This window comes from Rhizobium giardinii bv. giardinii H152, assembly GCF_000379605.1.
GTDB lineage: Bacteria > Pseudomonadota > Alphaproteobacteria > Rhizobiales > Rhizobiaceae > Pararhizobium > Pararhizobium giardinii.
In genome coordinates, this window is sequence record NZ_KB902579.1 from 170,127 (window position 1) to 188,049 (window position 17,923).

At 61.5% G+C, this 17,923-nt stretch carries 20 protein-coding genes; 7 read left to right on the forward strand and 13 right to left on the reverse strand.

From position 1 onward, the window contains the following. Positions 1-63: 63 nt before the first annotated feature. Positions 64-309 carry a hypothetical protein gene (locus tag A3AY_RS0104400; RefSeq protein ID WP_018324472.1) on the reverse strand — a complete coding sequence of 82 codons (246 nt, stop codon included), beginning with the start codon at positions 307-309 and terminating at the stop codon, positions 64-66. Between the two features lie 123 nt (positions 310-432). Between A3AY_RS0104400 and A3AY_RS0104405 the strand changes: the two genes are divergently transcribed. Further along, positions 433-1,317 carry a LysR substrate-binding domain-containing protein gene (locus tag A3AY_RS0104405; protein ID WP_018324473.1) on the forward strand — a complete coding sequence of 295 codons (885 nt, stop codon included), beginning with the start codon at positions 433-435 and terminating at the stop codon, positions 1,315-1,317. 18 nt (positions 1,318-1,335) lie between these two features. Here A3AY_RS0104405 and A3AY_RS0104410 read toward each other — a convergent pair whose 3' ends face one another. The 11 genes from A3AY_RS0104410 to A3AY_RS0104460 form a co-directional block, all read right to left on the reverse strand. Continuing rightward, complete coding sequence (locus A3AY_RS0104410) at positions 1,336-2,415, reverse strand: DNA topoisomerase IB (protein WP_018324474.1); 1,080 nt, start codon at positions 2,413-2,415, stop codon at positions 1,336-1,338. Positions 2,416-2,466: 51 nt separating this feature from the next. Next, positions 2,467-4,497 carry an ASKHA domain-containing protein gene (locus A3AY_RS0104415; protein ID WP_018324475.1) on the reverse strand — a complete coding sequence of 677 codons (2,031 nt, stop codon included), beginning with the start codon at positions 4,495-4,497 and terminating at the stop codon, positions 2,467-2,469. After that, positions 4,487-5,002, reverse strand: a complete 516-nt coding sequence (locus tag A3AY_RS0104420) for a hypothetical protein (RefSeq protein WP_018324476.1) — start codon at positions 5,000-5,002, stop codon at positions 4,487-4,489. Before A3AY_RS0104420 ends, A3AY_RS0104415 begins: the two co-directional genes overlap by 11 nt. A 26-nt stretch (positions 5,003-5,028) precedes the next feature. Then, a complete protein-coding gene (locus A3AY_RS0104425; RefSeq protein WP_026203103.1) occupies positions 5,029-5,355 on the reverse strand; it encodes a hypothetical protein in 327 nt (108 codons plus the stop codon). Positions 5,356-5,377: 22 nt separating this feature from the next. Further along, positions 5,378-6,343 (reverse strand): methyltetrahydrofolate cobalamin methyltransferase, encoded by a 966-nt coding sequence (locus A3AY_RS0104430; protein ID WP_018324478.1) that lies wholly within the window; start codon positions 6,341-6,343, stop codon positions 5,378-5,380. Positions 6,344-6,442: 99 nt separating this feature from the next. Then, positions 6,443-7,537 (reverse strand): methylenetetrahydrofolate reductase, encoded by a 1,095-nt coding sequence (locus A3AY_RS0104435; RefSeq protein WP_018324479.1) that lies wholly within the window; start codon positions 7,535-7,537, stop codon positions 6,443-6,445. 3 nt (positions 7,538-7,540) lie between these two features. Then, complete coding sequence (locus tag A3AY_RS0104440) at positions 7,541-8,119, reverse strand: methylenetetrahydrofolate reductase C-terminal domain-containing protein (protein WP_018324480.1); 579 nt, start codon at positions 8,117-8,119, stop codon at positions 7,541-7,543. After that, positions 8,112-8,414 carry a virulence factor gene (locus tag A3AY_RS0104445; RefSeq protein WP_018324481.1) on the reverse strand — a complete coding sequence of 101 codons (303 nt, stop codon included), beginning with the start codon at positions 8,412-8,414 and terminating at the stop codon, positions 8,112-8,114. The genes A3AY_RS0104440 and A3AY_RS0104445 overlap by 8 nt, the downstream gene beginning before the upstream one ends. Before the next feature lie 112 nt (positions 8,415-8,526). After that, entirely contained in the window at positions 8,527-9,303 is a 777-nt protein-coding gene (locus A3AY_RS0104450; RefSeq protein ID WP_018324482.1) for a formyl transferase, read from the reverse strand. Positions 9,304-9,314: 11 nt separating this feature from the next. Continuing rightward, complete coding sequence (locus A3AY_RS0104455) at positions 9,315-9,956, reverse strand: exopolysaccharide biosynthesis protein (RefSeq protein ID WP_018324483.1); 642 nt, start codon at positions 9,954-9,956, stop codon at positions 9,315-9,317. Between the two features lie 129 nt (positions 9,957-10,085). Beyond that, positions 10,086-10,706: a DUF1638 domain-containing protein gene (locus A3AY_RS0104460; protein WP_026203106.1), complete on the reverse strand. Its 621-nt coding sequence runs from the start codon at positions 10,704-10,706 to the stop codon at positions 10,086-10,088. Positions 10,707-10,741: 35 nt separating this feature from the next. On the opposite strand from A3AY_RS0104460, the gene A3AY_RS0104465 reads away from it, so the two are divergent. After that, positions 10,742-10,900 (forward strand): entericidin domain-containing protein, encoded by a 159-nt coding sequence (locus tag A3AY_RS0104465; protein WP_018324485.1) that lies wholly within the window; start codon positions 10,742-10,744, stop codon positions 10,898-10,900. A gap of 77 nt (positions 10,901-10,977) precedes the next feature. On the opposite strand, the gene A3AY_RS0104470 is transcribed toward A3AY_RS0104465, so the two are convergent. Continuing rightward, on the reverse strand, positions 10,978-11,676 hold the full coding sequence (locus tag A3AY_RS0104470) for a corrinoid protein (protein WP_018324486.1): 699 nt from the start codon (positions 11,674-11,676) through the stop codon (positions 10,978-10,980). A gap of 389 nt (positions 11,677-12,065) precedes the next feature. Between A3AY_RS0104470 and A3AY_RS0104475 the strand changes: the two genes are divergently transcribed. From A3AY_RS0104475 to A3AY_RS0104495, 5 genes are all read left to right on the forward strand, one after another. After that, the gene (locus A3AY_RS0104475) at positions 12,066-13,640 is read left to right on the forward strand and encodes a trimethylamine methyltransferase family protein (RefSeq protein ID WP_018324487.1); all 1,575 of its coding nucleotides are present in this window, start codon (positions 12,066-12,068) and stop codon (positions 13,638-13,640) included. Positions 13,641-13,747: 107 nt separating this feature from the next. After that, the gene (locus A3AY_RS0104480; protein ID WP_018324488.1) at positions 13,748-14,452 is read left to right on the forward strand and encodes a hypothetical protein; all 705 of its coding nucleotides are present in this window, start codon (positions 13,748-13,750) and stop codon (positions 14,450-14,452) included. A gap of 67 nt (positions 14,453-14,519) precedes the next feature. Then, positions 14,520-15,269 carry a phosphodiester glycosidase family protein gene (locus A3AY_RS0104485; protein ID WP_018324489.1) on the forward strand — a complete coding sequence of 250 codons (750 nt, stop codon included), beginning with the start codon at positions 14,520-14,522 and terminating at the stop codon, positions 15,267-15,269. A gap of 78 nt (positions 15,270-15,347) precedes the next feature. Further along, on the forward strand, positions 15,348-15,869 hold the full coding sequence (locus A3AY_RS0104490; protein WP_018324490.1) for an RNA polymerase sigma factor: 522 nt from the start codon (positions 15,348-15,350) through the stop codon (positions 15,867-15,869). Continuing rightward, positions 15,866-17,920, forward strand: coding sequence for a vWA domain-containing protein (locus A3AY_RS0104495; protein ID WP_018324491.1), 2,055 nt, complete (start codon positions 15,866-15,868; stop codon positions 17,918-17,920). The genes A3AY_RS0104490 and A3AY_RS0104495 overlap by 4 nt, the downstream gene beginning before the upstream one ends. Positions 17,921-17,923 lie beyond the last annotated feature (3 nt).

Below are 17,923 nucleotides of genomic sequence, written 5' to 3' on the forward strand. Positions count from 1 at the left end.
GTTTAGAGGTCAACGTTGCCGTTTCCAAGAGCCGTCGTGAGAGAGGTACTCTCCACCGCTTGATCAGGACCGTTCGCGCTCGATCACGGCCGTGTCGGTCAAGCCGAGATCCCGCCGCAGGTTGGCTGGCAAAGTGGCGATCTCGCGCTCTGTTGCCCTGCGCGCTTGTGCAATCTTGCGGGCGTGGTGCCCCTCGCTGACCTGGTGAATGAGGGGCGCAAACATTTGGCGCATTGCGAATGTAAAGCCGCCTGCGCGCAGGCTGACGGCATTCTTGCGGCTCGTCGCGGTGTCGTGTTGCAGGGACATGGGAAGCTCCTTTCATCACGTCTTCGATGTTTGCAACTTGACTATCGCTCCGACATGAGGTTCAATCAAACGAAATGAAGTAATGGTATCATTCAGAAAATCTGATCCGAAAGGTTTCGACCCATGAACATGATGCTGCGGCATGTCCTTCCGCTTCTCGAACTGGACATCCTGAAAACCTTCGTCGCCATCGCCGAGACCGGAAACTTCACAACGGCAGCCGAGACGGTCTACCGCACACCGTCGGCCGTTTCGATGCAGATCAAGAAACTCGAGGAAATGCTTGGCTGCGTTCTGTTCCTGCGTGATGCGCGGTCCGTGTCGCTGACGCCGAAGGGTGAGGTGCTGCTCGGCTTTGCGCGGCGCATGCTGGCGCTCAACAACGAGGCCGTCTCGCGTTTCCTGCTGCCGGACATGAACGGCGTCGTGCGCGTCGGCGCGCCCGAAGACATCGGCGAGCGCATCCTGCCCGAAGTGCTGAAGCGCTTTTCCGAGTCCTATCCGAATGTCACCGTCGACGTGACCATCGGCAACAGCAGCGCTTTGCGCAAGCGTGTCGACGAACACCGGATGGATATCGCCATCTTCAACAGCATGGCCGGCGAGAATACCGGCGGCGGCGAAATCCTCGTGTCGGAAAAGCTGGTCTGGGCCGGAACGAAATGCGGCACGGCGCATACGCGCGATCCCTTGCCGATCTCCATGTGGGAAGATGGTTGCGTCTGGCGTGCCGATGCGGTGGAGCAACTGACGAAAGCGGGGCGCAAATTCCGTATCGCCTTTCTGAGCGCCCATACGACCGGTCAGCGTGCCGCCATCCAGGCGGATCTAGCGATTGCGCCGCTGCCGCGCTACCTGGTTCAGGGCGATCTGGTGGCGCTCGGCGACGCCGAGGGCCTGCCGGAACTCGGCCACTACAATATCGGTCTGCAGGTGATCGACAATGCCTCGGCCCCGATCCTGGCTGTCGCGGAAGACGTCCGCACCGCCTTCGTCGGCCTGCAATAGGTAGGATCAGGGCGGCCTTCAGGTGCCGCCCTTCTTCAGCCAGCGCTGCACCCGGATCTCGTCGTCGTCCATCCAGCGCGTCAGCGTTTCGCTTCGGCTGGGCCGCATTTTCCTGAGTGCGGCGAGTTCGCCGCTCTCGAAATCCTCGAAGACCTGCGGATGAATATAGGATGACCGGCAGACCGCGCGGGTATTGACCAAGCGTGCCGCAATGGCGTCGACGACATCATTGACCTGCCGTTTTCGCTGCCGCTGGCTGGGAGCCGGCTCAATGGCCGCCAATGCCGTCGCTGCCATACGCGTCGCGCCCCAGGTGCGGAACTGGCGGGAGGAGAAATCGGCGCCGCAGGCGTCGCGGATATAGGCGTTGACGTCCTGCGAGCGGATCGGACGGCGGCAACCATCTTCGTCGAGATACTGGAAGAGCTGCTGGCCAGGGAGCTCCTGCAACGTCCGGATCGCCTTGGTGATCCGCCGGTCGCGGTAGCTGAGGCACCATTCCTTGCCGGACTTGCCCGTGAAATTGAAATGAACGCTGGAGCCGTCGATCTTCACATGGCGGTTGCGCAGCGTTGTCAATCCGTAGGAGCCGTTTGCCTCGGCGTAGTTGGTGTTGCCGACGCGTATATAGAGATTGTCGAGGAGCCAGACGACCGTCGCCAAGGCCTTGTCCATGCCGGGTTTTCTCTGGCGCAGGTCGGTATCGACCTTTTCGCGTATATTCGGCAGCGTGGCGGCGAAATCCGGCAGCAGCGCGAATTTGGCCTTGTCGCGCTCGGCCGACCATTCGGGATGATAGCGATACTGCTTGCGACCCTTGGCGTCTCGTCCGGTTGCCTGCAGATGCGAGTTCGGATCGGGCGAGATCAGCACATCGGAATAGGCGGGCGGGATCGCAAGGGCTGCGATCCGGTCAAGTTCGGCCCGGTCGGTAATGCGCCGGCCGGCGGCATCGTAGTAGAGGAAAGCGCGCTTGCCCGGCTTGCGGGTTATGCCGCCGTCGAGATCGGCACGATAGACGAGTTTCGTCGATCGCGATCTTGCCGCATCGGCTTGCTGCGCGCAGCGTTTTCCGGTGTGAGAGGGCGTCTGGTCCACAGTGACGCAAGAACGTCACCGTGGTCATTTGGTTCCCGCCCCGCGGCCCCGTTACTCGCGGCTGCGGCGCCGGCGTCTGCCGCCACCTTCACCACCGCCATCGTCGGTCAGCACCTTGCGCTCCGGCAATGTGACCACCGCAGCCAGTTTCGGGAAGGCATCCACCTTGTTGGGCAGCGCCATCGCGTACACGAAATGCTCCTGAAATTTCGATTCAAGCGCCGTCTCTATCTTCTCGATTTTGCTGACAGTTTGCTCGATCTCGCGACGATGGCCGCGGTTGAGAAGCGCCATCAGCGCGCCGGTCCCGGCGGCGTTGCCGACGGCCTTCACCTCGGCGAGCTCGCAGTCGGGAATGAGCCCGAGAACCATCGCATATTTCGGATCGATGAACGAGCCGAAGGCGCCGGCGAAGCGGATCGTATCGACATGGTCGATCTCGAGCTTTTCCATCAAAAGCTTGATGCCGGCATAGAGCGCTGCCTTGGCGAGCTGGATGGCACGCACGTCGTTCTGCGTCACCGTGATGCGCTGCTCGCCTTCATGAAGCAGATAGGAGAAGGTACGACCGTTCTGGATGATGCGTGGGCTTTTTTCCGCCATCGCGCCATCGACGACGCCGTCCTCCGAAATGATCCCCGAGAGATACATCTCCGCGACGACCTCGATGATCGCCGAGCCGCAGATGCCGGTGACGCCGACAGCGGCGGCGGCTTCCGCGAAACCCTCCTCGTCGGACCATTTGTCGACGCCGATGACGCGGAATTTCGGCTCCAGCGTTTGCGGGTCGATGCGCACGCGTTCGATCGCGCCTGGTGCCGCCCGCTGGCCCGACGAAATCTCGGCACCTTCGAAGGCGGGGCCGGTCGGGGACGAAGCTGCCACGACGCGGTTCCTGTTGCCAAGCACGATTTCGGCGTTGGTACCGACGTCGACCAGAAGCATCATGCGGTCCTGCCGATACGGACCTTCGGCAAGTGTCGCGCCGGCGGCGTCGGCGCCGACATGGCCGGCAATGCAAGGCAGCATATAGAGCCGCGCGCCGCGGTTGACGTCGATATCGATCTCATGCGCCCAATACTGCAATGCGCCCGAGACGGCGAGTGCAAACGGCGCCTGGCCAAGTTCCGTCGGGTCGATGCCGAGGAACAGGTGATGCATGATCGGATTGCCGACGAAGACCATGTCGAGAATGTCGTGGCGGTCGACTTCGCCTTCCTCGCAGACCTTGCCGATCAGCGAATTGACGGCGCCGCGCACCGCCTTGGTCATCGCCTCGCGACCATCCGGGTTCATCATCACATAGGAGACCCGGCTCATCAGGTCCTCGCCGAAGCGGATCTGCGGGTTGGACGTGCCCGACGAGGCGACGATGCGGCCGGAGAGCAGCGAGACCAGATGCATGGCGATCGTCGTCGAGCCGATATCGCAGGCAATGCCATAGGCCTCGTTCTTCAACCCCGGCCACAGGCCGACGATGAAGGGGCGGGACGAATCCATGTCGCGGTGGATCGCGGCGGTGACCCCCCAATTGCCCTTGCGCAGAATCCCTTGAATCTGCGGGATCAGGTGTGGCGCGATCAACAGATCCTTCCAGCCCCAGTCCTTTTCCAGCATGACCTTCAGGCGGTCGAGATCGCCGAGAGGCTTGTGCATGTCGGGCTCGTCCACCTCGACGTAGCAGAGCTGGACGGCGGCATTGCGCTCGATCACCCGATCGGTCGCGGCCTTGCGCACGACCTGCGCATTGATGACGGTGTCTTGGGGCACGTCGATGACGAGATCGCCAAGCACCTGCGAGGAGCAGGAAAGGCGGCGGCCATCCGGCAGGCCGCGAATGCTCTCGTAACGTTCTTCCTTCGGTCCCTTGACGGAAATGTTTTCCAGCGACGAGACGATCTTGTGCTTGGCGAAATTGCCTTCCTGCACCGATACCTGGCAACGGCCGCAGGTGGCGCGACCGCCGCAGACGCTTTCGACATAGACCCCGAGCGAACGCGCAGCATCAAGGATCGGCGTGCCGACGGGAAAACGGCCGCGTTTGCCGGACGGCATGAACAGGACGAGAGGATCATTGCTCATTCGTAGCGATTTCCATGTTCAAGCCAAGGAGGGCGGACATCAGGCTCGTTAGATTTTCGTGTTTCTTGAACTTAGATGGCGGCACGTTGTGATGATTTGTTCGCAACGGCTTGATACCATTGCTCTTGGGAGTAGTCCTTTTCGTTGGCTGGAACCCGTCTATCGAAAGGCCGTCGCCAGGTTCAGCACTGATCAGGAAAAAAGGCCCCATTTCCAAATTTTCGCGGAGGCCTATGAACACGACGCAACCGCTAGGCTTTTGAGCAAGGTGGTTTGAAACGGAAATGGTCTTGAGAGACGTGCCAGATTTTAGCTGAACATGTCTAACAAGATTTCCGTAGCTGATAACAAGGTCATATCCATAAGCGTCAAACTCCGACCTCAGAATCTCGGCAGTCGTTATACCTTTGGTCCAACGGTGTTTTAGCGCATGGCCGATGAAAAGATGCTCGACAATGTTCTCGCGAAGTGACGAATTCTCGTAATGTTGTTTTGGGTCAAACATATCGAGGCACCACTTCTCTTAGATTCCTATTCGCTCAAGCGCCGCATGTTGGCGCGGACCCGCTTGCCGTATGGTATGAGCGCGGCCACCGCCACGCGATCGGATGCACCCGCCATGCCTGCAAAAGTGCCGGTGGCGAATGCGGCAGCCGTGGCAATGCCTTCCTTGACGAGCGCGACATTCACGGCCGAGACGCTTTCAAATGCGGCAGCGACCTTTTCCGTCACCATTCGGCCCATTTCGTTTGAGCCGCCGAGGACGCCGGCAAAGGCGAAATCCTGCATGCGGCTCGACATTACCAGGGGGGCCTGGAACAAGAGGACGGCGAATTCATCGATAAGGTCGGCATTCACGGGCTTGTCTCTTTCCGGGCGGTCATTCCGCCCTTGCGTTTGCGCCGGCACGGCCGGCGCGTCCGCCGCGGCGGCCGCCACCGGCGCCTGCCGGGGATGCTGCTGCGGCAGCAGCGCCGCCTTCAGCCGGCTTGTGATCACGATAGGTCATGATCCAGTTGCCGCAGTTCGGATCGGTGCCGTTCAGCACGTTGGCGGCACGCACCGCTTCCATTTCCTGCGGACGGCAGGGGTTCATGATCGCCGACGTCATGCCCGCACCGATAACCATGGGGATGAAGCCGGCATTGATGCCGTGGCGATGCGGCAGGCCGAACGAGATGTTCGACAGGCCGCAGGTGGTGTTGACCTTCAGTTCGTTGCGCAGCCGGTGCAGCAGCGCGAAGACCTGACGGCCAGCATCGCCCAGAGCGCCGATCGGCATGACGAGCGGATCGACAACGATGTCATGCGGCTTGATACCATGATCCATCGCCCGTTCGACAATTTTTTTCGCAACTGCGAAACGAACGTCGGGATCCATGGAAATACCGGTCTCGTCGTTGGATATGGCAACGACCGGAACATCGTACTTCTTGACGAGCGGCAGGATGGCCTCGAGCTTTTCCTCTTCACCGGTGACGGAGTTGACCAGCGGCCGGCCCTTTGCAACCCGCAGGCCGGCTTCGATCGCGGCGGTGACCGAGCTGTCGATGGACAGCGGCACGTCGACGAGCCCCTGGACGATTTCCAGCGTCTGGACGAGCAAGCCCGGTTCGGTCTCGTTCGGATTGACGGAGGTGACGCCGGCATTGACGTCGAGCATCGTGGCGCCTGCTGCCACCTGTTCCAGCGCATCCTTGATGACCGTCTCGAAATTGCCGACGATCATCTCGGCGGCGAGCTTCTTGCGGCCGGTCGGATTGATGCGTTCACCGATGACGCAGAAGGGCTGGTCGAAGCCGATGATGATTTCGCGGGTGGCGGAGGCAACGATGGTGCGGGTCATACTGATCCTCTGGGTCGGTGGGCGCGTTCTTGTGTACTGCGCCTGAAAGGTTTGCGATAGGCGCGGATGTGGCGACGCCCTGGTTGTTCACTGGCATTGTCAATGCGGATGGTGAGCTGCGATCTCGGCCATCTCTTCCTGATTTTCCGGCTTGCCTTCCTTGAGATGTTCCAGCCGCTCGGCCACCATGCTATCGCCCGGATTTTCCTCGCGCTTCCAGGGCGTGCGGCCCTTCAGCACGCCCGACTCGTGGACGATCTCGGCAACATATTCCTCCTGCCGGTAGGCCATCACGTGGACACCGGATACGCCCTTGATCTCCTTCACCTCGTTGATGATGTCGATGCAGAGCTGCTTGCCTTCCTTCTTCTGGTCCTGCGCGCCTTCCAGCCGCTTGATCACGGCGTCGGGGATGTGGATGCCCGGCACGTTGTTGCGGATCCAGTTGGCGGTCCTGGCCGATGCCATTGGGCCGACGCCGACGAGGATGAAGCATTTTTCGTCGAGCCCGAGATCGCGGACCTTCTTCATGTATTCCTTGAACATCGGAACATCGAAGCAATACTGGCTCTGGACGAATTGCGCGCCAGCCTCGATCTTCTTGGCAAGACGGTAGGGGCGGAAGTCGTAGGGCGGTGCAAACGGGTTGATCGCCGCGCCGAGGAAGACCTGCGGCGGCGATGTCAGCTTGCGGCCCGACAGGAATTTCGAATTGTCGCGCATGATGCGCACGGTTTCGAGCAGCGACATGCAGTCGAGGTCGAAAACGGGTTTCGCACCGGGCTGGTCGCCGGCCTGCACGCCGTCGCCCGTCAGGCACATGATATTGGTGACGCCCATGGCGGCGGCCCCGAGCACGTCGCCCTGGATGGCGATGCGGTTCTTGTCGCGGCAGGCGATCTGCATGATCGGCGCATAGCCCATGCGGGTCAGCAGCGCGCAGATACCGACCGACGACATATGGCAATTGGCACCGGATGCATCGACCGCATTGATGCCGTCAACCCAGCCTTCGAAGATCGCGGCGCGTTCGTAGACGTCTTCCGGATTAGCGCTGTCGGGCGGGTTCAGTTCGGCCGTGACGGCAAATTCGCCGCGGCGCAACACGCGCTCCAGACGTCCGCGCGAGGAATGGCCGGGCAGGGGTTCGAGCGGCAGATGGCGGCCGAGCGGATTTTCATCGATATGGGCCATGCGTCATGCGTCCTTTGCTGCCGCGGCTGCTTCGCGGGCTTCGGCGGCCTGCGCGGTGACGCGCAGCCAGGAGGAGGTTTCCCTGAGCGACTGGTTGACGGGCTTCTGCACGTTCATGATCGCATCGCCCCTCACCATGTTGCGCGAGCCTTCCCACGCCTTGACCCAGACGCAGGGCATGTCCGGCTCCACTTCGCAGTTGCCATTGGCGCGCACGCCGCCGCAGGGGCCGTTGCGCAGTTGCTTCGGGCAGTTCATCGGGCATGACATGCCGGTCGACGACAACACGCACTGGCCGCACATGCGACAGTCGAACAGCAGGCCCTTGACGTTGCGCTCGACGAAGGTGATCGGCGTTTCCACCCGGTTATAGCCGAGCGCCTTCCACAGAGGATGAAGCAGCAGGAACATGTCGGCGAAGCGGCTGTAGAACCATTCGAGGAAACGCGAATGTCGCACCGCCCAAAGTCGGATCGTGTAGCTGCGGCGCGCGCGGCGATTGGGCGAGACGCCGGAGGGTGTATAGGCGCCGGTCGCGGCCTTCTTGGCGGGAGCGGCATTGCCGGGTTTTGGATCAGCCATTGTCTTTACCACCGGATTTGACGAGGGCGACGAGACGCTCCTTGTCGTAGGCTGCTTCGAGCTCTGCGGCCGCCTTGTCGGCTTCCGCCTCCAGATCGTCAGATACCGGGACCGGATCGGCCTTGCGCCATTCGGCGAGATAGTCACCGCTGTCGGCGGCGCCGGTGCGCATGGCGCACATGTCGATCGCCTCGGTAAAACGCAGGCTGAGTTCGCGCTTGGCGCTCTTGCGGCCTTGCTTGATGATGACCTGTGCGGGAATGTCACGCCAGTAAACGATAATGCGATCTGCCATATGCCCGAATTCTCCTCTTGGCCGACAATGCGCATCTCTGCGCCTCATGGCTCACCTTGGCACGACGCGCGTCATGCTCAAAAGCGACCCATTGTCCATGCTGAAGATATAACTACCAGATCCCGCGCGTGAAGCCGTTCCAGAGCCATGTCCAGATCGGCGGATGATACCATTGACGGGAAGACCCGTTTGCGGGCAAGGGTTTGACGGTACCGGAAAGGACGTCTTCGACGGCGCGAATCGCAATGTCGGTCGAGGCTGCGGTCTGAAGCAGCGGGTAGGTGTGCAACGTGTCGCTTTTCGACGGCGTCATGCGCGACTGATAGAGAATGTCGCCGGTGTCGACGCCCGCATCGACCAGATGCACGGTCGCGCCGAAATTCTCCTCGTCGTTCTCGACACGCGCCCAGTAGCCACCCATCAGGCCGCGATATTGCGGGTTGATGCCGGCATGAAAATTGATAACCGGGCAGGGCATGGCAGTCAGCGTCGGGGCCGAGAGCATGCGACAGCTGACCAGGAACACGACGGCGGGTCCGATTCGGCGGATGTGCCCGATCGCGGACGTGCTGTTGATCGACTCGATTTCAATGACCGGGACTGCTGGGTCGACCGCATCACTAACGCCATAATTGCGCAGGATGTCTTCGGCGCGCTGCTCGGTGAACCGTTTTCCGAACTTCGACACCACCATCGTCGCCAACTGGCCGGCAGCGGTCATCCAGCCGAGCTTGCGGGCGCGGCGCTTCATGAAGAGCGTCTTTGATTCCGGCTGTTCGATGAGAACCGTGACCTTGGCAAAACGGCCATTGAGCGCATTGATCAGCACCTGCGGATTTCGCCCACCCGCCGTCACGATCACAATGGGTTGGTCGTGTACCGCTTCCATCGCTGCAATCTTCAGACGACGAACGTCAGGACCGCCGCGGCGGCGGCAATGATGGTGCCGGCCAGGATCAGTGACACGACGCCGATCAGCGCGCCGGCCACAAGCCCGAGGCCATCCCGCTCCATATGGGCAAAGCCGATGACGGCGAGAGCGAAGGCGGGAAGCCAGTTGCCGAGGGGAATAGGCAGGAAGATCACGATCGCGAGGGTAAGGGCCAAGAGGCCGATCACGCGTTCGGCCAGTCTTCCACCGAGAAACCAGCCGCGCGGCTTGATCAGCGTCTCGGCGCGCTGCAGCCAGGGCGAGATGCGGTTGACGAAGACGAAGAAGGTGGCGTTTTCGAAAGCGTAGTCACCCATGCGCTTCGGCAGCCAGATGCGGGCGTGCCGCGATGCCAGCATCTGCCAGGCGACGAAGATCAGCGGCAGGCCGAGAATGAAGGTGGAGCCAGGCGGCAGCGGGATGAGGTTGGGAAGGGCAAAGACGACGAGAAATGCACCGAACGATCGATCTTCCATGGCAACGGCGAGATCGCGCAGCGTGATCTTCGGTCCGGCGGTGAGCGACAGGTTACGCAGAAGCTGGGAAAGCTGTTGCGGGTGGCTGCGCGCGTCAGTCCTTGTCAGTGCCGCCGTTGCGAAAGTGTCCGTCATCCCCGTCCCCGTTTGTTGTGTTTGTCCAGGGAGTGTCGCGGGCAGCGGTTACGATGCACTTAAATCAAATGCGATCAGCGCAGCAAAATTCGGCGCAGGGCTAACAGATTGTTTCCGGACCGGGAAATGTCAGGCGTGAAGCAGAGCCGGCGTCAGGTCGCCAAAACCGGTAAAGCGATATTCATAAGCGAGACCGAGCGTTTCTGCCGCAGCTCTCGCCTTTTGCTGCAGCTTTTCATCCTCGACCTGCGACAGGTAGACGAGCTTCTTGTAGTGGCCGAAATACATGTCGCGCAACTCCGGATGGCGGTCCAGTCCCAAGGGCTCGATAACGAAGGCCTCGAACTGGCGGGCGAGGAAATCCGTGAGAAAAAACGACGTGAAATCGTCCTCCCAGCGGGAAGCGAAGGCGGCATTGCCGGCAAAGAAGGAATAACAGTGCGGCCCGGCAATGCGCTCGACCTTTTCCTCCTCGCAGAGCCTGTCCAGGAGGCCGCCGGTGCCGCAATCGGCATAGGCGATGAAGATGCGGCTGAACCCTTCGGCGCGCGCCTTGTGGATCGCCGCTTTAATACCGGGGGTGATCTTTTCCGGGGTGTTGTGCCAGATCGCGGGCAAGCATATGAGATCGACGTGGTCGAGCCCGTTTGCTTCGCACACGGCGAGGATTTCGCGGGCAATCGCACCACAACCGATGACGTGAACTTTTTCCGCTTTCGCGCGTTGCATAGCCGAAGATGATTCTGCCATCTTGCCCACCTGTTTCAGTTCAAGGAACCCAAGCCATGACAGCAAAGACAATCGCCACCATCGGCCTCGTGCTCTTCTCGATCGCCACGCTCGCTTCGTGCGGCAATACCATCCGCGGCATGGGCCGGGATACCGCCAGTGCGGTGGATGCAACCCAGGACGCTGGCCGTAGCGTCGAACGCGCTGCCAACTAAGGCCTGGCCCTTGATATAAGAAAACCGACCGCGCTTTTCATCAGCGCGGCCGGTTTGACATGGTCAAACTGGTTTGATCAGGCGCCGGACAGCTGGTTGTGCTTGCGCTTCATGAAGTCCTTCGCGGTTTCGACGGCAACGGCGGCATCGCGGCAATAGGCGTCGGCGCCAACGGCCTTGCCGAATTCCTCGTTGAGCGGCGCACCGCCGACGAGAACGACGTAGTCGTCGCGCATGCCCTTTTCCTTCATCGTGTCGATCACGACCTTCATATAAGGCATGGTTGTCGTCAAAAGCGCCGACATGCCGAGAATGTCCGGCTTTTCGCGCTCGATGGCGTCGAGATAGTTTTCGACGGGGTTGTTGATGCCGAGGTCGACGACGTCGAAGCCGGCACCTTCCATCATCATGCCGACGAGGTTCTTGCCGATATCGTGGATGTCACCCTTGACGGTGCCAATGACCACCTTGCCCTGCTTCGGCGCGCCGGTGGCGGCAAGCAGCGGGCGTAGGATGGCCATGCCGGCCTTCATCGCGTTGGCGGACAGCAGAACTTCGGGAACGAACAGGATGCCGTCGCGGAAATCGATGCCGACAATGCGCATGCCTTCGACCAGTGCCTGGGTCAGGACGTCGTAGGGCGCCCAACCGCGCTTCAGAAGGATGTTGGTGCCATCCTCGATCTCTTCCTTCAACCCGTCATAGAGGTCGTCATGCATCTGCTGCACGAGTTCGTCGTCGGAGAGATCCTCGAGAATGATTTCGTCGTCTGCCATGATAGGTTTCCTCGGTTCCTGGCGCTGCCCGGCTCAACCTCCCGGACGGACGCACTATACTTAGCTTTGTTGGTTCCAAAAGCTCTTTTCGAATGCGACGTCGCAAGCGACGAAAAACGACGGCGCCTGGGTGATGCAGCAGCGCAGCTCTCTGTACTCAACAAAAACAAGGTTTTATATGACAGCCCGGCGCCGATTCTGCCAGATATTGCACCTTCGGTTCACCAGGATGGGTGAAAATGCGGCGCGCTCTGTCTTCCGGCTGGGCGCTCTGTTAAGACCGTGTCCGAGTTGCGCCACTTGTTGGCGCACAGAGAACCGTTCCGATGCCGAGGCTTGGTAGCATAGGCTCGACAAGTGCGCAGGATACGCGCGGGAGAGGATGGCACATGAGCGAAGTAACGGAACACACGGAAGAAAGTGGTGGCGGACGCCGCTCGCGCGGCCAAGGACGGGGTGCGGCCGCAAGGCGCGCCTCGCGCACCGGCGGCGGCGCTGGTCCGTCGCTTCCCTATATCACCCGCAAGATCCGCGAATACGAGGTTCTCGATGAGGAAGGCCTGCAACTGATCGAGCGTAACGCCGACACGGTTCTCGAGGAAATCGGCATCGAATTCCGCGAGGACGCCGAAGCATTGGCGCTGTGGAAGGAAGCAGGGGCCGACGTCAAGGGTGAGCGGGTGCATTTCCCGAAGGGCCTGTGCCGCGAGCTTCTGAAGTCCGCGCCGCCGGTGTTCACCTGGCATGCCCGCAATCCCGAACGCAGCGTGCAGATCGGCGGCAAGGCGACCGTCTTTGCGCCGGTCTACGGACCTCCCTTCGTGCGCGACCTCGAAGGTGTCCGGCGCTATGCGACGATCGAAGACTTCCGCAATTTCGTGAAGCTCGCCTACATGGCGCCGTCCATGCACTCTTCGGGTGGAACGGTCTGCGAACCGGTCGATATTCCGGTCAACAAGCGCCATCTCGACATGGTCTACAGCCATATCAAATATTCCGACAAGCCGTTCATGGGCTCCGTGACCGCGCCCGAGCGCGCCGAAGACACGATCGCCATGGCCAAGCTGGTGTTCGGTGACGACTTCGTCGAAAACAACTGCGTCACGCTCAACCTGATCAACGCCAACTCGCCGATGGTGTTCGACGAGACGATGGTCGGCGCGTTGAAGGTCTACGCGCGTCACAACCAGGCAACGGTGATCTCCCCGTTCATTCTTTCGGGCGCGATGAGCCCGGTGACGGTGGCTGGCACGCTGACGCAGATCCTCGCCGAGGTGTTGGCGGGCGCTTCCTTCACCCAGTTGATCCGCAAGGGTGCGCCGGTGCTGTTCGGCACCTTCGCAGCCTCGATTTCGATGCAGTCCGGTGCGCCGACCTTCGGTACGCCGGAGCCGTCGCTGGTCTCCTACGGCGCAGCCCAGCTTGCGCGACGGCTCGGTCTGCCGTTCCGTACCGGCGGGTCGCTTTGTGCCTCCAAGGTTCCGGATGCGCAGGCGGCGCATGAGTCGGCCAACACGCTCAACATGACGCTGCTTGCCGGCACGAATTTCTCGCTGCATGCCGCCGGCTGGCTGGAAGGCGGTCTGGTGTCGTCCTACGAGAAGTTCATGATCGATCAGGACCAGCTCGGCATGATGCAGAAGATGGCCGAAGGCGTCGATCTCTCCGAAAACGCACAGGCGCTCGACGCCATCCGTGAGGTCGGTCCGGGCAGCCACTATCTCGGCTGCGCCCATACGCAGGCCAACTTCCAGACGGCGTTCTATCGCTCGGCGCTTGCCGACAACAACTCCTTCGAGCAGTGGGAAATCGAGGGCGAGAAGCGAATCGAGCAGCGCGCCAATGCCTTGGCCCGCAATTGGCTGGAGCATTACGAGGCACCGCATCTCGATCCGGCGATCGACGACGCGCTCAAGGACTATATCGCTCGCAAGAAGGACTCCATGCCGGACGCCTTCACCTGAAGCGAGCCCGAGAACGCCAGGGAGCAAGGCGGCGCGGCACAGGTGGCCGACCTCATCCAGAAGGAGGTCTGGCGTCCGCATTACGACCGACAGGGGCCGAAGCCGAAATGAGCGGCCCGCTGACATCGTCGAATGATGTTTTGACGAAACTCCGTGCGGTCCTTGCACCGCACGGAGTTTTTTTGCGCGGGGTCGTCAATTTTGCCGATGGCGACAGGGGACCGGTCCTGAAAGAGGGGGCGGCGGCTGCAAGCGTCGTCCTGCTTGGGAATATCGGCAGTTCCATCTGGCCGGCATTCGAACGCTGGCGCGATGCGCCGGCAAACAAGGACGCGCGCAACCCGCTCGACACCTGGTCGAAAGCTGTGATCGAGCCGGTCGCGCAAGATTTCGGCGCAACGGCGTATTTCCCTTCGGATCCGCCGTGGCAGCCTTTCCAGCAATGGGCAATGAGCGCGGAAGGCCTGCGTCCGTCGCCTCTCGGCATCCTCATCCATCCGCAATACGGCCTGTGGCATGGCTACCGCGGTGCGCTCGGCTTTGGCCGTGCTCTTGTCGCCGCACCGCCGGCGCGCCATGGGCATCCCTGCGACCACTGTTCCGGCAAGCCCTGCCTGTCGGCCTGTCCGGCGGCTGCCGTCCTGGCTACCGGATTTCAGATTTCGCCCTGTCGCGCGCATCTGGGAGCGGCGGAGGGGAAGGCCGGCTGCATGGTAAGCGGATGTCTCGCCCGCAATGCCTGTCCGGTCGGGGTGCAGTACCGCTATCGCCCGGAACAGCTGCAGTTTCATATGGCCGCCCTGAGTGTGTAGCATTTCGGCCGGCATTTTGCTTTTGTCGCGGGGGCAGACTCGGATGCTCTCATGAAAAGGGATTTGGATGTTCCGCTACTGGAGTATCGGGTTGGCCATGACTGCTTTTGCTTCTTCCGCTGACGACGCTGCTGCCGCCTGCCGTAAGGTGATGCATCTGACGCGACCGTATGCAGTGTGCAGCTTCGACCCTGCCGCGAGTGACATCCGCATTTTCCATCGCGGCCACGACGGTCGGCCCTATGGCGGCTTTGAAAACCTCTCCCGCGACCTGCGGCAGGAGGGCGAGTATCTCGAATTTGCGATGAACGGCGGCATGTACGAGGCAGACCTGAGCTCTGTCGGATTGCTGATCACCGACGGCGTCGAGCGCAAGCCGATCGATCGCAGCAAAAGCTGGGGCAATTTCTATCTGAAGCCGAACGGGGTGTTTTTCCTGCAGGGTGACCGGGCCGGCGTGATGGAGACCGAGGCTTATGTCGCGACGGGGATCAAACCGGATTTCGCGACGCAGTCCGGGCCGATGCTCGTTATCGACGGGACGCTGCATCCTGCGTTCCTGCCGCAAAGCGACAGCCTGCAGATTCGCAACGGCGTCGGTGTCGCGCGCGACGGAATGGCGGTTTTCGCCATTTCCCTGGAACCGGTGCGCTTCCATGATTTCGCGACGCTGTTTCGCGATCAGCTCGATTGCGCCAACGCGCTATTCCTGGATGGCTCGATCTCCAGCCTGTTTGCGCCGAGCATGAAACGCTATGACAATGCCCATCCGATGGGCCCGATCATCGCCGTGACGAAAAAAGCGCCCGGCCAGTAAAATAATTCGCCTGTCGCCCCAAGGATTCGTCATCGCCGAACGTCTCAATACCAGTTGCAACAAATCCCGGCTGATAACTTGGACGAAGAACTGATCGAAAGGGCGCAGAGAGGCGACCGGAACGCTTTCGCTCTGCTGGTGGAACGGCACTATGATTTTGTGCATGCCGTTGCCTGGCGCTGGTCCGGCAATGTCAGCGATGCCGAGGATATTGCGCAGACCGTTTGCCTGAAGCTCGCCAATGCGATCCGGGCCTTTCGCGGCGCGAGCCGGTTTCGTACCTGGCTCTATGCGCTGACGCTGAACGCGGCGCGCGACCATCAGCGCAGTCGGTCGCGTGAACAGCGCAATGCGGCGAGATTTCTCGCCGATCCGACCAGCGCTTGCGCCACTGACAATCACGATCAGGTCGAGGCGCTGTGGGAGGCTGTGCGGCAATTGCCCGACAAACAAGGGGACGCGGTGCTCCTGGTCTATGGCGAGGGGCTCAGCCATGCCGCGGCGGCCGACGTCATGGGATGCTCGGAGGCGACGGTATCCTGGCATGTGCACGAAGCCCGAAAGCGCCTGAAGATCCTGCTTGGCAGGGAGATGGTATGATGAACGATGAACTGAAGAATCTTGGCCACATGACCCCGCCGGCGCCGTCTTCCGAAGCGCGGGCCCGTGCGCTGGCGCTCGCGATGCAGGCGTTCGAGGCGGCCGAAAATAGTTTAGCCGCACCCCAAGGAACCGCCGCGCACCGGCGTCAAAGCTCCATATTCAACAGGCTATGGAGCCCCATCATGAACAGGAAATTCCTCGCAGGCTCGGCACTTGCCACGCTGCTCGTCGTGCCTGCCGCTGCTTTTCTCACGCTGGAGCTGACGCGCAATGGATTGCCGGTCGATACGGGCGAGCAGCAGATCGAGGTGGTCGGCAAAGATGCATCGAAGGGCTCAGAGACGAAGGGCGCAATTGCCGCAAAGCCCGCGTCGGACGTCGCAGCGGACAAACAGTTGACGCCGGAAGCCTCAAGCACGGTGGCAGAAGCTGAGGCGGAAATTGCCGTGAAAAGAGAAACCGGCATTGTGGCTGACGACGCTTATGGAATCGTCCGCGAACGGCATGCTGCTCCATCTCCGGCGGGTGGGATTGAAATGTTGGCTGGCGGCTCTGCCATGCGTACCATGCCCGCGCCGTCCATCGTCCCAAGTGACATAATGCCTCCTCAGGAAGAAAATCGGGACCGCTTTTCCTCGGGCGAAACCAACCCCGTCAAGAGCGTCACCACCGATCCGGTATCGACCTTCTCCGCGGATGTCGACACGGCTTCCTATTCCTTCGTGCGCAAGGCGCTGATGGCCGGCGAGATGCCGGATCCTGACAGCGTGCGCGTCGAGGAGATGATCAATTATTTCCCCTATGACTGGCCGGGTCCGGAAAGCGAAGCCGAGCCGTTCAAGGCAACGGTCACCGTCCTGCCGACGCCGTGGAATGCCAATACGCGGCTGATGCATGTGGGGATCAAGGGGTATGACGTGGTGGCTGCAGCGGCGCCGCGCGCGAACCTGGTGTTCCTGATCGATGTTTCCGGCTCGATGGACGAGCCCGACAAGCTGCCTCTCCTGAAGAGCGCCTTCCGTCTTCTGGTCGACAAGCTGAAGCCCGAGGATACGGTTTCGATCGTCACCTATGCCGGCAATGCCGGCACGGTGCTCGAGCCGACAGCGATCAAGGATAAGGCAAAAATCCTGGCCGCGATCGACACGCTTCAGCCGGGTGGTTCGACGGCCGGAGCGCAGGGGTTGGAGGCGGCCTACGATCTGGCTGAGCGGGCCTTTGTCAAGGGCGGCGTCAACCGGATCATGCTGGCGACCGACGGCGACTTCAATGTCGGCCCTTCCAGCGACGAGGACCTGAAAGCGACGATCGAACAGAAGCGCAAGAGCGGCATCTTCCTCTCGGTCCTTGGCTTTGGCCGCGGCAATTACAACGATGCCTTGATGCAGACGCTGGCGCAGAATGGCAATGGCACGGCGAGCTATATCGACACGCTGGCCGAAGCGCAGAAGTCGCTGGTCGAGGAGGCGGGGTCGTCGCTCTTCCCGATCGCCAAGGACGTCAAGTTCCAGGTCGAGTTCAATCCGCGCGAGATCGCCGAATACCGGCTGATCGGCTACGAGACCCGCGCCCTGAAGCGTGAGGACTTCAACAACGACAGGGTCGACGCCGGCGACATCGGCTCAGGCCACCGCGTCACCGCGATCTACGAGATCACCCCGAAGGGCAGCCCCGCGGTCCTCAACGACGATCTGCGCTACGGCGCCGCGCCGGCAACGCAACAGGCCGACCCGGCAGAGAAGTCGGGCGAACTGGCCTTCCTGAAAATCCGCTACAAGAAGCCGGACGGCAACACCAGCAGCCTGATCACGACGCCCGTGACGGAAGAAAACGCCGTGCCGTCCCTGCAGCAGGCGGGGCAGGATGTGCGATTCTCCGTCGCGGTCGCGGCCTTCGGCCAAAAGCTGCGGGGAACGGATGCCGTGTCGGCCTATCCCTACGGTTCGATCCTCGATCTGGCTGCGAGCGCCAAGGGGGAGGACACCTACGGCTACCGCGCCGAGTTCCTCAACCTTGTCCGTTTGGCAAAGAGCCTCGGTGGCGAATGAGGC